Annotated in this window: 13 protein-coding genes and 1 tRNA gene; 1 reads left to right on the forward strand and 13 read right to left on the reverse strand. The window is 58.1% G+C overall.

Annotated elements, in window-relative coordinates; all coding sequences use genetic code 11:
• Position 1: 1 nt before the first annotated feature.
• Positions 2 to 424 (reverse strand): large conductance mechanosensitive channel protein MscL, encoded by a 423-nt coding sequence (gene mscL / locus ABXH05_RS10995; protein ID WP_353561054.1) that lies wholly within the window; start codon positions 422 to 424, stop codon positions 2 to 4.
• A gap of 175 nt (positions 425 to 599) precedes the next feature.
• On the opposite strand from mscL, the gene ABXH05_RS11000 reads away from it, so the two are divergent.
• A tRNA-Ser gene (locus ABXH05_RS11000) sits at positions 600 to 690 on the forward strand.
• Positions 691 to 727: 37 nt separating this feature from the next.
• Here the strand turns inward: ABXH05_RS11000 and ABXH05_RS11005 are convergent.
• The 12 genes from ABXH05_RS11005 to ABXH05_RS11060 form a co-directional block, all read right to left on the reverse strand.
• Positions 728 to 1,537 (reverse strand): TonB family protein, encoded by an 810-nt coding sequence (locus ABXH05_RS11005; RefSeq protein WP_353561055.1) that lies wholly within the window; start codon positions 1,535 to 1,537, stop codon positions 728 to 730.
• On the reverse strand, positions 1,534 to 1,941 hold the full coding sequence (locus ABXH05_RS11010) for an ExbD/TolR family protein (protein ID WP_353561056.1): 408 nt from the start codon (positions 1,939 to 1,941) through the stop codon (positions 1,534 to 1,536). Before ABXH05_RS11010 ends, ABXH05_RS11005 begins: the two co-directional genes overlap by 4 nt.
• Complete coding sequence (locus ABXH05_RS11015; RefSeq protein ID WP_353561057.1) at positions 1,938 to 2,351, reverse strand: ExbD/TolR family protein; 414 nt, start codon at positions 2,349 to 2,351, stop codon at positions 1,938 to 1,940. The genes ABXH05_RS11010 and ABXH05_RS11015 overlap by 4 nt, the downstream gene beginning before the upstream one ends.
• An 8-nt stretch (positions 2,352 to 2,359) precedes the next feature.
• The gene (locus tag ABXH05_RS11020; protein WP_353561058.1) at positions 2,360 to 3,046 is read right to left on the reverse strand and encodes a MotA/TolQ/ExbB proton channel family protein; all 687 of its coding nucleotides are present in this window, start codon (positions 3,044 to 3,046) and stop codon (positions 2,360 to 2,362) included.
• A gap of 16 nt (positions 3,047 to 3,062) precedes the next feature.
• Positions 3,063 to 3,896 carry a heme ABC transporter ATP-binding protein gene (locus tag ABXH05_RS11025; RefSeq protein ID WP_353561059.1) on the reverse strand — a complete coding sequence of 278 codons (834 nt, stop codon included), beginning with the start codon at positions 3,894 to 3,896 and terminating at the stop codon, positions 3,063 to 3,065.
• Entirely contained in the window at positions 3,890 to 4,966 is a 1,077-nt protein-coding gene (locus tag ABXH05_RS11030) for a FecCD family ABC transporter permease (RefSeq protein ID WP_353561060.1), read from the reverse strand. Before ABXH05_RS11030 ends, ABXH05_RS11025 begins: the two co-directional genes overlap by 7 nt.
• A 2-nt stretch (positions 4,967 to 4,968) precedes the next feature.
• On the reverse strand, positions 4,969 to 5,922 hold the full coding sequence (locus ABXH05_RS11035) for a heme/hemin ABC transporter substrate-binding protein (RefSeq protein WP_353561061.1): 954 nt from the start codon (positions 5,920 to 5,922) through the stop codon (positions 4,969 to 4,971).
• Positions 5,922 to 6,980: a hemin-degrading factor gene (locus tag ABXH05_RS11040; RefSeq protein WP_353561062.1), complete on the reverse strand. Its 1,059-nt coding sequence runs from the start codon at positions 6,978 to 6,980 to the stop codon at positions 5,922 to 5,924. Before ABXH05_RS11040 ends, ABXH05_RS11035 begins: the two co-directional genes overlap by 1 nt.
• Before the next feature lie 43 nt (positions 6,981 to 7,023).
• Positions 7,024 to 9,255: a TonB-dependent receptor domain-containing protein gene (locus ABXH05_RS11045; protein ID WP_353561063.1), complete on the reverse strand. Its 2,232-nt coding sequence runs from the start codon at positions 9,253 to 9,255 to the stop codon at positions 7,024 to 7,026.
• Positions 9,256 to 9,634: 379 nt separating this feature from the next.
• Entirely contained in the window at positions 9,635 to 11,884 is a 2,250-nt protein-coding gene (locus ABXH05_RS11050) for a copper-transporting P-type ATPase (protein ID WP_353561064.1), read from the reverse strand.
• A 120-nt stretch (positions 11,885 to 12,004) separates the two neighbouring features.
• Positions 12,005 to 12,394, reverse strand: a complete 390-nt coding sequence (gene cueR, locus ABXH05_RS11055) for a Cu(I)-responsive transcriptional regulator (protein ID WP_348140888.1) — start codon at positions 12,392 to 12,394, stop codon at positions 12,005 to 12,007.
• A 51-nt stretch (positions 12,395 to 12,445) separates the two neighbouring features.
• Positions 12,446 to 13,294 (reverse strand): TauD/TfdA dioxygenase family protein, encoded by an 849-nt coding sequence (locus ABXH05_RS11060; protein ID WP_353561065.1) that lies wholly within the window; start codon positions 13,292 to 13,294, stop codon positions 12,446 to 12,448.
• Positions 13,295 to 13,428: the final 134 nt, after the last annotated feature.

The following is a 13,428-nucleotide window of genomic DNA, read 5'->3' on the forward strand; positions in this document are numbered from 1 at the left end:
GCTAGCTGCGCTGCGTCTTGAGGAGGTCTCTGATTTCCTCAAGCAGAACCTCTTCGCGTGGTGGTGCGGGATCTTCCTTCGGTGCTTCCTCTTCGGCTTTCTTCATCTTGTTGATGGAACGCACGATTAGGAACACCACCCAGGCCACGATAAGGAATGAGATCACGGCGTTGATGAACAGGCCGTAGTTCAGCGTGGCGGCGCCGGCTTCGGTTGCCGATGCCAGGGACTCGTAGGATTTGCCGTCGAGCGACACAAAGAGCGACGAGAAGTCCACACCCGCCAAAATGAGCCCGATGGGCGGCATGACGACGTCGTTGACCAGTGATTTGACGATGGCAGTGAAAGCGCTGCCGATCACGATACCGACCGCAAGATCAATGACATTGCCGCGCGCAATGAAATCCCTGAATTCCTTGAACATATGCATCTCCCCCTGGCGTGTGCTCAGAATCACCGCCGACGCTGGCGGTTTTGGGAGTATGCACCTGATGTGTATGGGGCCGAAAATGGCCACTTGCGCCGATTGTGTGAAAACGGCGTTGGAAAACCGTAATTCATGGTTGAAATCGTAAGATTTCCCGCGTATCCCCGGCGGTGGAGAGGTGGCCGAGTGGTCGAAGGCGCTCCCCTGCTAAGGGAGTATACGTCAAAAGCGTATCGAGGGTTCGAATCCCTTCCTCTCCGCCATTCCCCTTAGATGAACTGTTGGTCTTTTGTGCTGTGCTTATCGGAGCGCAAAGGCAATCGGTACTGTGACCTGGAAAGTGGTCTGTGGTGGCGCAGGGAAGGGCGCTGCCTTTTGCACCATCCGTTTTGCTGCCCTGTCCAGCGCAAAGTGTCCGGAACTTCTTGTGACCCGGGCGCTTGTCAGGCTTCCATTTGAGCCAATCGTCAACTCTATGGAAGTGGTGCCCTGGTGCCCGGATCTGCGTGCTGAGGCAGGATAGGTCCTCTCAGCTTCTATGCGGGCTCTGACCACTGCCAGATACGCGTCGTAGCTCTGGGTGTGCGTGTCGATAGACCCACCGATGCCTGGCATTGCTGCCACAGCGCCTTCTCCAAGAGTTGGGGTAGCGTTGCTTGCCGCGGTTGCTGGCGCCGCATCTGAGCTGCGGGTATCTGGCTGTGTGGTTTGATCCCTAGGTGTGGCATCCGGTCGAGCGTCAGCTCTTGGCGGTGTGGCTATTGGCAGTCGAGGCGGGGTTCTTGGTTTGGGTGCTTTTTCTTGTCGTTTGGGTTTTGCTGGTGCTGGGGCGATAGCGTCTGTGGTCAGGGGCTTTGTCGTTGGAGCCTCTGCCTCTTCAGCAACGATTTCTTCGGTCTCTGCCGGCTCCGGCTGGGCTGCAGGTGCGCCGCCAAGAGCAATGCTCATGGTGCCGATGATTTTCCCGCCGCCGCCGGATGATGCCGTGGGCTGTATGGCAAAGATGTAAGCAGCGGCCGCCAAGTGGCTGACTAGTGCAACGATGAGGGTCCATAGCCATAACTTGCCGAGCCTTGGTATGTGAGCGGCCTGCGCCGAAGGAGCTGTCACCGCTCTGTCTCAATGGTCATGACCACCGCGTGCTTTACGCCAGCGGCATCAGCGGCATTTAGAAGCTCGATGACGGTGGACGCCATCGCACGGCTGTCGGCTTTAATCGCGAGCTTCTTGTTTTGCGTGGCCGTTGAGGCCAGGAGGGCTTGAAGATCACTTTCGCCGAGTTGATTCCCAGACAGAACAACGTCACCGGCCCGAGTAACTGCAATTGTTGTAGGGGCTGCAGACTGGGTTTGCGGTTCAGCTCTAGTGGACTGGAGCGGTTCAAATCCTTCCGGCAGGGGCGTGTCGACGGCGCCTGCAATCATGAAAGCCAGCACAAGAAGCAACACGATGTTGATGAGGGGCAGGGTGCTGTCTGGGCCGTGCCGCGTATGAGAGCTGCGCAATGACCTCATTGGTTTGGTCCCTGCTTGTCGATGCGAACATTTGTTATGTCTTCGTGCGTCAACGCTTCCAGAAGGCTGATGACAGGCTGGATCGCCGTGCCTTCGAGTGGACGCAAAATAACCGTCTGTCCCTCTGACAAGGTCCTGGCGGCTTCAGAGGCTGCGTCCGGCGCGTCCGCAACTGGGCGTCCATTGATTGTCACGGTGTTGTTTGCATCTACCGTGATGACCAGTGGGGCAAGATCGGTGGTTTGCTCATCAAGGGATGCTTGGGGACGCATTTCCACCTCCCTCCAGGTGGCAAACTGAGACACAAGCATGAAGAACACGAGCAGGATGAAAACCACGTCGATGAGCGGTGTCAGGCTCAGGACGACGCGCGCGCGGCCTTTGCTAAGAGTGATTGCCTCACTGCTCATGGTGTCGGTTACTCAGCCGCCATGCGCAACGGGTTTCTGACGGGGGCAGCTTGGGCCAGAGATTCCCCGATCAGGCATTCCGCTTCATCAGCAAAGCGCGTCAGGCGACCTTCAAACCAACCGTGAGCCAGCGTGGCTGGAATGGCGACAACGAGGCCGGCTGCGGTAGTGAGCAAGGCTATCCAGATGCCACCGGACAGCAGGCTGGGATCAACGGTGCTGGCGGCATTTTCCAGAGCTTGAAAGGCGCCGATCATGCCAATGACGGTTCCCAGAAGTCCAATCAGAGGGCTAAGCATTGCGATCATGCCAAGAGTGCCAAGCCCACCTTCGAGCGGGCGCATGATCGTTCGGGCGGCGCGGCGTCCAGCGTCCTCGGCAAAACTGCGGTCTGCATCATGGGTTTCAATCGCGTTCTGTGTGGCCGTCTTGATGATGCCAAGCCCACCACCACGCGCATGGCTTCCCATGCGGGCAATTGAAAACTGAACGAGTTTGGCAAGGACGAGCGCCATCATCACAACCGACAGGATCGCCAGTAGCCACAGCACCGGACCTCCAACAGTCAGGAAATCGACTATGGCTGTCGTTGGCTGCTCAATACCCTGAGGGCTGATGGTCGGAAGCAACGCTGCTGCCTCGACGGTTGCATGACCTTCAGGCAATGCAGTGGCTGATGTAACTGTCTCATCCATGGGTGCTGTCCGGTTTCTATTGAGCTGCGACGCTGGAGGTTGTTGCTCGGGCCGGGCTGTGGCCGGTCGGCAAAATCAGATGACGGTTGCTGTCCGCATCAAAGACGCGCCTGACCTGGAGGCCGAAGACCTCTTCGATGAGGTCGGGCATCAACACGTTGTCAGGTGTCCCTAGGGCGGCCAGGCTGCCTTGGGAAAGCACAGCCACACGGTCCGCATAGAGGGCCGCAAGATTGAGGTCGTGTACCACAGCGACGACACCTGCTCCTTCGCCGGCCAGTTCCTTGGCGAGATGGAGCGTTGCGTGCTGGTGTGCGAGATCGAGACTTGCCGTTGGTTCATCGAGCAGCAGGTATCGCGGCGTCACGCTACCGGCTTGCCGCCAGCTTTGCGTGAGGACACGGGCTAGCTGGACGCGCTGCTGCTCACCGCCGGACAATCGCGTGTAGGGACGGTCTGTCAGGGCTGTGACGTCGGTTGCGTTCATGCCCCATGTAATGGCGGCATTGTCTGCATCGTGGTCTGCTTCGTCCCTGAAGGGATCACGACCCATGGCAACAACGTCCCGGACTTTGAACGGGAAGGTGAGGGAGGCATGCTGCGGCATCAATGAACGGTGGCGTGCAAGTGCTGCAGCCGACATCTCTTTGATAGGTATTCCATTGATGGATGCAGTGCCGTGCTCAGGGTCCATCTCACCACTGAGAACACGCAACAAGGTTGATTTTCCTGCGCCATTGGGACCGACAATGACGAGGACTTCACCGGGCAATATGCGTAGTGAAATGTCCTGAAGGACCGGACGCCCTGACAGGCTGACGGACAGTTGGTCTGCAACAAGAGCTACCATGCTGCGCCATCCCGTCCTGCCCGCCGCAGAAGCCAGAGGAAGAAGGGAGCACCCAGGAGAGCTGTCAGAATGCCAATGGGAAGTTCGGCGGGCGGTGCGAGGTTACGTGCAGCAACATCAGCCCACAATAGCAGTGCCGCACCACCTAGGACCGATGAGGGCAGGAGAATGCGATGGTCCGGCCCGATCACCAGGCGCAACAGATGTGGGACCACAATACCCACAAATCCAATCATGCCGCTGACAGCAACGGCTGCGCCCACACCTGCTGCCACCAGAACAACGGCCATGTTCTTGAACCGATCGACGGAGAGGCCCAGAGAGGCAGCTTCTCGCTCGCCCAGTAAGATGAGATTGAGATTGCGGGTCAGCATGGGGACGGCTGCCAGCATCAGGCCCATGAGAATGAGGGCAGGGATGATGGCCGCCCATGTGGCGCTTCCGAGACTGCCCAGCATCCAGAAATTGATGGCACGCAATTGCTCGTCATTGCTGATGAACATCATCAGGCCCATGAGAGCGCTGCCGATGGCCGTGACAGCGATTCCTGCCAGCAGCATGGTCAGCACAGGTGTTTGTCCGCCAATACGGGCAATGGCCATGACGGCCAAAGTGGCGACAAGACCGCCAAGAAATGCGGTGACCGGCAAAATGTAGAGTAGGCCAACACCGACGAAAGACACCATGCCGCCAAGAGCAATGGTTGCAACGGCGGCCGCGCCTGCGCCGGCTGAGACGCCAATGATGGATGGCTCTGCAAGCGGGTTGCGAAACAGGGCCTGAAGAACGGCTCCGGCAACCGCCAGGGTTGCGCCGACGGCTATGCCGAGAACGACACGGGGACCTCGGACGTCCAGAGTAATGGTGCGGGCAACTGGATCCTCAGTGCGCGCACCGGTGAGGGCACCCCATAGTTCTGATGTCAAAGTTGCAAGAGACAGGTCTGCAGAGCCGGATGTGAGGCCCGCAACAGCTCCTGTGATGGCCAGAAATGCCAGCAGGGGCAGAAACAATGCGTCTTTAAGCGCATTTGCTTTCGCGGGCGCAACGAGGGGCACAGCATGGGTCACGTTCAGATTCCTGTGAGGGTCAAGCGACCAGATGGCGCCTGTTCGCGCCCGGCGAGGGGAATATCTGCATCGGGATGAAAGATATCCGCCAGATCAGCAATGGCTTGCGGTGTGCGAGGACCAAAGCCGAGTAGATACAGGCTGTCGGCAACAATGATGTGACCTTCACGTCCGGCTGTGGTTTTAGAGATCACGTCAATCTCAGCAAGGGCTTCGGGGCCACCCAGAGCCATGACCACGTGACTGGGGATCAGGATGAAGTCCGGATCCGCGGCAAGCACCGGCTCAAGTGATAGCGGCTTGTAGCCGTCCAGAGTGGGCAGGGCGAGGCGCCCGCCAGCCAAGGTGATAACCGCTTCCGCGGCCGTATTAGTGCCTGCACCAAGAAGAGGGCCTGCACCGGCATTGAGGACGAGGAGGACCGAGGGCTTGCCCGTCGTAGGAACGGCGTCTGCTAGTTCATTGAACTGTGCGGTTACGGTTGCTGCGAATTCGCGTGCATTGCTTGCATTGCCCGCGGCTGCGCCGACGGTTTCAATGAGGTTGCTCACTCCATCTGGTGTCCATGGTGTGCCCACTTCGACAACAGTCAGATCAGCGCTTTTGATCTGCTCAACAGCGGCCGCCGGACCAGCCCCTTCGCCCAATAGAATGAGGTCGGGGCGCATGCCCAGCACACCTTCGGCTGATAGCTGGCGCAGATAGCCTACTTTTGGCAATGCCTGTGCTTCGGCCGGATACATGCTGGTGGTATCGGCCGCGAGCACCTTGCTGCCCAGCCCAAGAGCAAAGAGGGTTTCTGTTACGGCTCCACCGACAGAGACAATTCTCTCCGAAGCTTGCAGCGCTTCTGCCCGGGCATCCGGTGACGTCCCAGCCAGAAGCGCTGCGCCTCCCCCAAAAATGAGCGCTGCTGCAAGGAGCAAGCTGGTTTTATCGCCTGCAAGTTTGGCCATCAGGCAGCAACTCCCTGACCAAGCACACCGTCGGTTATCAACTGACGCCAGTCGTCACGTTCTGTCTGGCCAGGTTTACGCTCTCCGAAGAACTGCACCATCATGTCGCCATTGGCGTCGTAGATTTCTACTGACGTAACATCGCCATCGACAGTTGGTTTGCGAACGACCCAAGCGCTGGCGACAAGGTCTGTGCGCAAATGCAGATTGAAGCCGTCGTCCAGTACGTTGATCCACGGCCCCATCGGCTCAATGCGAACAACAGGGCCGGTGTGAATCTGGATGCAGCCTTTGTTGCCGACAAAAGCCATAATCGGCGCGCCGCGTTCTGCGGCTGTGTTTAGTACGCGCTGAACAGCGTCTAGCGGGGCCTGCTGAGCAAATCGACCTTCAGCCAGTCTGAGTGCCTGCTGGCGTCCCACTTTGTATTTGCGCAGGAGCGGGAAGAAGTCGTGGGTGTCCTTGAGGTGAGTCCATTCCTGCAGCAGGCACTCATGGTCGATTTCACTGTCCGGCTTATCCGCCGGAGCAACGGGAACAGGTCCCGTTTCAATTAGGGCGGACTGGTCTTCGTGTGTGAAACGTTTGACGAGAGCATCATATGCCTCGTCATTGCTTTCCGAGCGCATGTAGACCTTGTGCACAGCCGAGCCGTCGAGATCGAAGAACTGAAGGCTGCGGCGTGGACCTGAGCGTGTGTCTTCATCCACGGCAAAGCCAAAGTGCCAGCGACCAAGGAAGAGGCGCAGGTCGATATCGTGGTTGAGGACGATGCCGCCATGGGCGCCAAAGTCCATGTTGGCGTATTCGCCGACTTTCTCGTGCACCACGCCTTCGTTGCGGGTGAGGGCCATAACTTCGCCTAGGTCACCAAACGCAGTGATGACTTCCGACCATGGTCCAGCGAGGCGCGTGGCCGTTTTGCCAAGACCTGAACAGACCAGCTCAGCTTCTGAGATGCCAAGCTCGGTAGCAACGTCGCGGGCCCGCAGCTTGGGTGATTTCTCCCTAAGCTTGGCAACGCGAGCATGGAGATCAGAAACTGAGTTGTCCGTCATTTTGGTTCTCCTGAAGAGTGATCGCTGAGATCGTGTTGGGTGGTTACCAGGCAAGGCGATAGCTGACATCAACGAGGACACTGCGGCCTTCTTCGAGCGTCTCGGAGGAGACGCGCTGGTATTCTTCGTCAAAGAGGTTTTCGGCAGTGACGCCGATGCTGAAGCCGGAAAGGACACCTTCTTCTGCCCGCCAGCGGCCATAGACCTCATGCACCTGATAGGATTTGCGGTCATTTGCCGTCACAGTCCCGCCATCATGCTTGTCAGCGACAGTTGCCTGCCAGCCGATGAAGCTGTCGATTTCTGGAAGTTTCAGGCGAAGGTCTGCTGTGAGCTGGTCGGGCTGTTCAACGCCGATGGGGTCACCGGTCGCCTTGTTCTTGGTGTCCATGGTGCTGCCTGCCAGCGTCACGCGAATGCGCGAAGAGTCGTAGCTGGTCTCAAGCTCAAAGCCGTCTAGCTCCGCGCTTGCGACATTCACAATCTGCGTGGTGCCGCCACAGCCGTTGGGGTCCACGGTGATTGAGACGAATGCCCGGCACGTGAACCCTGGAACCAGAATTGGCGCTGGGAAGAACTGCGGGTTTGTCGTGTCCGCGGTTTGCGTCACCTGGGTGGTGAGGAAGTTCTCTCCCTTGATGGAGTAGTACCCGCCCTTGGCCTGCAGGACATCGCCTTCACCAAACACATTTTCGAACTCGACCCCAAGACCGCCTTCCCACGTATCCGTGGACTGTGGCTTGAGCGTTGTGTTCGTAATAAAGGTGTTAAAGCCGACGATGGCATTCGTTGCGGTGAAAACCGGGAAGTGAGTTCCTGTCGGGAACAGTTCGTCCAGCCGCGGTGCACGGAATGCTTCTGCATAGGAGCCGTAGACAAAACCCCATTCAGTTGGGGCAAACCTCACACTGACTTTAGGGGAGAGCTGGTTGTCTTCGGTCTTGTTACCGGCGCTATCTGCACTATCAAAGTTGTCATAGCGGAAGCCTGGTGTGACGGTGAGCTCAGATCCCTCAAGCCCAAGAAGGTCATAGAAGCTGAACGCGGACTGGGCAAAAATCCCGTAGAATTGCTGGTCGCCAGTCACCACGCCGCCGCGAACGCCGCCGTTGAGAGCACCTTCAGCATCTTCCGTGTAGAAATCGAGACCAACAGTAAGGGACAGGTCGATGTCGTCGGCCAGTGCGAAGTTACTGGTGTTGTCGGCGTTGAAGCCAAATGTAGTGAGTTTGCGCTCCTGCAACTGATTGGCCTGGGTGCCGGTGAGGTTCTTCTCGTCAACGCTGCTGGTTGTCCGATAGACGGTGACTTCTGCATCAAGAACAGGATTGGTGGGCGGATTGAAGAAGAAGCCGCCAGATATGGTTTCTGAATCGATGTTCTTGTCAGCAAGCGTGCCAGCGGCCGCTTGCCCGTTGTTGGGCTCGCGGGCGTCGTTGCGGAAACGGTTCCAGCCCAAGCGGACGCCGGAGCTTTCGTTTTCCCTGAACTCACCGCGAACAAAGCCGGACAGAATATCGTCTTCGGAGTCCAGTTTAACGTCATTGCCAAGACGGACATCGTAGGAGCGGCGGCGGACGATGCCGGCGGTGACATCCGTCATGTCGCTGGGACGCCAGGCGCCTACGATGCGCTGTGCAAATTCGTCATTGCCTGATCGATAGGAGAGGCCAACGCGACCGCCAATTGTCTGGTCATCTTTAAGAAAATCATCAGCGGTGAGAGTGCGCAGAGCAATGATGCCACCTGTGCCACCTGACCCATACAGGGCGGAGCTTGATCCCCGCACGACTTCAGCTTCACCCAAAAACGCTGGATCAATGAAGGCGCGGCCGTCATGTCCGGATACGAAATTCTGTCGGGCACCATCAAGCGTGACGATAACGTCCGGTCCTGAAAAGCCACGGATTGTGGGTACTTCGCCTGTGCGGCGCGGGCCACCGAAGCTGGTAACGCCGGGAATATCGTCAAACAGATCGTCCAGGCTTGCGGGGATTTCGTCGGCAATTTCCTTAGCGCCTTTGACGGTTACCAGTCCGGGGACATCAAACGCCTTCATCGGGCTGCGCGTGGCTGTCACACTGATGGGGGCGGAGCGGACCGTTGTAGGCGCCTGTGTGCTGTCCGATTCCTGAGCGTTTGCGGCTCCCAGGGCCATGGCTAGGGTTGCCATGGCCAGTGGTGCAGCTCCGCCAAAGCGATGTAGAGCGGTTGTGCTCTTGAGCACTGTTGCGAGACGCATGGACCTGTTGGTCTGGAAAATATTTTCGGACACTCTGTTACCCCCTGCGGGCCTACCCGCATATAATACTTAGACTCAATCGCAATAAATATTGGCACTTATCCGGGGAAAAATGCCGCCGGATGTCTTCAATGGGAGATTTGTATATTGCGAGTCACTTGCAATAACAAGCGCAAAATTGGGTGTTACCGATTAATAGGCGCTGTGATCGCGTGAGCGATGGGGCAGTTTGTAACGAGCCATTTGGTCGGAAAGCACAATTGGTTGTGGAATCGCAATGCCTCTTGGGCCCGATTTGGTTCGCCGCGCGTCTTCCGGAAACTTGTAATTTATGGTGCTCCGGAACCACGGGCGTTGTCTGGCGATACGGTATGTGTTGGCCGGGCGACGTGTCGAATGTAGACGAGGTTCGTTACAGGTTTTTGCCCCGCAGTCGTAAGGCATTGGCTATCACCGAGACGGAGCTGAGACTCATGGCACCGGCTGCGATCATTGGGCTTAGCAACAGGCCAAACCATGGAAAGAGAATGCCAGCTGCAATTGGCACGCCCAGCGTGTTGTAGCCAAACGCGAAAAACAGGTTCTGCCTGATGTTTCCCATGGTGGCCCGGCTCAGGGTGAAAGCCTTTTCGAGATTGACAAGGTCCCCCGACACCAGGGTAACGCCGGCGCTCTCCATGGCTACGTCTGTTCCTGTGCCCATGGCGATGCCGACGTCTGCCTGAGCAAGAGCCGGCGCGTCATTGATCCCGTCACCGGCCATTGCCACAGTCGCGCCTGCGCGTTGAAGCGTCTCGATGATCTTGTGTTTGTCCGCAGGCATCACGTCCGCATGGATTTCATCGATGTCAAGCTGCTGCGCGATGCTTTGTGCCGTCGCATCGCTGTCACCAGTCAACATGATGAGGCGCAGACCGGCACCACGAAGGGCCGTGAGGGCTGTAGGTGTGCTGGCCTTGATAGGGTCGGCGACGCCAATGAGGCCTGCGGGCTTTCGGTCAATGCTCACGAACATGACGGTCTGACCCTGACGACGGTAAGCCTCGGCGTCGGAGGCCCATGTCGGGTCCACCTCAAACATGCCTTCCATGAGCGTCTTGTTGCCGATGGCAACATGCCGACCATCGACGATCCCTGTGACACCCTGTCCCGTGATGGACTGGAAGTCCGCGGCGTTGTTCAAAGAAATGTTTCTGCTGGTTGCGCCCTGAACGATTGATGCGGCCAACGGGTGTTCGCTGGCTTGTTCCACTGATGCGACGAAGTGCAGGAAGTCGGCCTCTGCAATGGATTCCGATGGCAGGACGGCAACGAGTTCCGGGCGGCCGAGTGTCAGGGTTCCGGTCTTGTCGAAGACGACTGTATCCACTTTCTCCAGGGTCTCCAGCGCTTCCGCATCCTTGATCAGAATTCCGTTCTGCGCGCCTTTGCCCATGCCCACCATGATTGACATGGGGGTTGCCAGCCCAAGCGCACAGGGGCAGGCGATGATCAGCACGGCAACTGCGTTGATAAGACCGTAGGCCATGGCCGGTTCAGGTCCCCAGATTGACCAGACAACAAAAGATATAATTGCGACGGCAATGACCGCGGGTACGAACAAAGCCGCCACGGTGTCTGCCAGCCGCTGAATGGGTGCGCGGCTGCGTTGGGCGTCTGCCACCATGTGGACAATCTGCGACAGGAGCGTGTCTTCGCCGACGCGCGTGGCCTGCATGGTGAAGCCGCCAGCCTGATTGACGGTGCCGCCAATGACCGTGTCGCCATTGCTTTTTTGAACCGGCAAGGGCTCGCCGGTGACCATGGATTCATCAATGGTGCTGCGACCTTCATTGATGGTGCCGTCTACCGGGATCTTGTCTCCGGGTTTGACCCTCAGCATGTCGCCAGCTGAAAGGGCATCAAGCGGCACATCCTGTTCACTGCCGTCAGATGCAATGCGGCGTGCGCTGGGCGGCTCCAGTTGCAGAAGGGCTCGGATGGCGCCGGACGTGGCGCTGCGGGCACGTAGTTCAAGCACCTGGCCGAGGAGAACAAGCGTCGTGATGACGGCAGCGGCTTCGTAATAAACGGCAACGCTCCCATCGGCCGCCTGAAAGGCTGTCGGGAAAGCGTCAGGGGCAAAGGTCGCAATCACGCTGAAGGTGAAGGCGACGGAAACGCCCAGTCCGATCAGTGTAAACATGTTGAGATTCATGGTGCGAACGGACTGGATGCCGCGGACGAAGAACGGCCATCCGCCCCACATGACGACGGGCGTCGCAAGGGCCAACTGGATCCATTGCCCGGTAGCCGCGCTGAACATTCCGTCGAACGGCCTGCCGGGAATAAGGTCGCCCATGGCAAGGATGAACAGGGGTGCTGTAAAGAGGAGGCTGACCCAAAAACGCCGGGTCATGTCATCGAGTTCGGTTGTGTCTTCCTCCAGCGAGGGGAGGCCTTCGGACTCCAGCGCCATACCGCAAAGGGGGCAGGTCCCCGGTGCAGGCTGCCGAACATCCAGATGCATCGGACAGGTGTAGACAGTGCCACTGAAGCCAATGGGAACAGTGTCGTATTGGCCCGGAGCAACGTCCAGATTTGCTGGGGCTGAACCACAGCAATCCGAGTGGGCTTCGTCTGGACGTGTCGGCTCTGGCGCGCGAGATGTTGACTGGTTCATGTTTCCCCAAGTCTTTAAGGCATGTCGGGACAGGACCCGATTTAACTAGGACTTTGGACGTTCCAGTTACGGGAAGGTCAAGGGCATAGCGAGACCAAAGGAAGAACCGGTAGATTTGCCTCAGGCTTTGGAAAGATCGTCGAGGATAGGGCAGTCCGGCCGATTGTTGCCCCGACAGTTTTTGGCCAGATGCAGGAGCGTGTTGGCCATGGCCTCGAGCTCTGCGCTCTTTGCGCGCAGTTCCTCCACATGGGTCATCGCCAGCGCTTTCACGTCAGCGCTCGCCCGGTCGCGGTCCTGCCACAGGGTGAGGAGCTGGGTGACTTCCTTGACGGAGAAACCAAGGCCACGGGCACGGCGAATGAAGCGCAGCGTATGGATTTCCTGATCGCCATACACCCGGTAGCCCGCATCACTCCGGTCCGCTTCAGGAATGAGGCCGATACTCTCATAGTAGCGGATGTTCTTGGCGGTAACGCCAGATGCTTTTGCTGCTTCACCGATATTCATGTTGCAGAGGTTAGTCCTTGTGACATGGCTGAGGCGGAGCGACACGCGTCGTCAGGCGGCCCGCTCTGAAATAGTGGTCCGGTGTAGAAGGCGGTCGTAGCCATCATAGCCACCGCTGGCACGATGCAGGAGACACCGGTTGTCCCACATGACCAGCATGTTGGGTTTCCATTTATGCTGGTACACAAACTTGTCCTGCGTTTGGTGCTGATAAAGGCGCATGAGCAGATCATCGCTCTGCTCCTTACTCATGCCCTTGAAGCCCTGAATGTACCCAATGGTTGAGAAGAGAGCAGGGCGGCCTGTTTCCGTATGCGGACGAACAAGGGGATGTTCGTTCTTGAGGCGTGCTTCCTCTGAGCTGATGATCCGCATGCTGCGATCGGTTTCTTCGTCCTTGTCCTGCCCATACATGCCGTCAGGGGCGTAGGCAGCCTCTGCTGAATGGATGGCAACGACGCCCTCGATCTCAGATTTGAGGTCGTCTGGCAGGTGGTCATAGGCCATGTGTTGATTGGCAAAATAAGTGTCGCCGCCTTCGGGGGGGATGGTCAGACCCATGAGGCATGTAGCGATGGGCGGCTTCTCCTGGAAGCTCCAGTCGGTGTGCCAGCCCTCTGCAAACAGAGGAGACGTTTCGTCGGCACGGCGCATGATGGCGGCGATGTTTTCACGGCCATCAATGGGGGCGAAAAACGGGTCATGGCCAAAGTCGCCAAAATAGAGGGTGAAGCGTTCAAGGTCGTCGTCGCTCATGGGCTGGTCAGGAAACACCAAGACGTGATGCTCGAGCCAGGCTGAGCGTATCTGGGCGATGCTTTCGGCATCCAGCGGTTTGGTCAGGTCCACGCCCGTTGCATAGGCTCCGCACGCCTGTCCGGTGGGTTTGATGTCCAGCATGGCGATATCCTCCGTTTTATATTTGCGGCAAGTGTGCCTGTTTCTTGCGTGGATGTCATCGGATAGGCTTGTCACATGGGACAGCAAGTCACCTCGTTTGAAAGTGTTATGGCCGGGTATCCGCCAAAGTTGCG

This window comes from Pyruvatibacter sp. HU-CL02332 (assembly GCF_040362765.1).
Lineage (GTDB): Bacteria > Pseudomonadota > Alphaproteobacteria > CGMCC-115125 > CGMCC-115125 > Pyruvatibacter.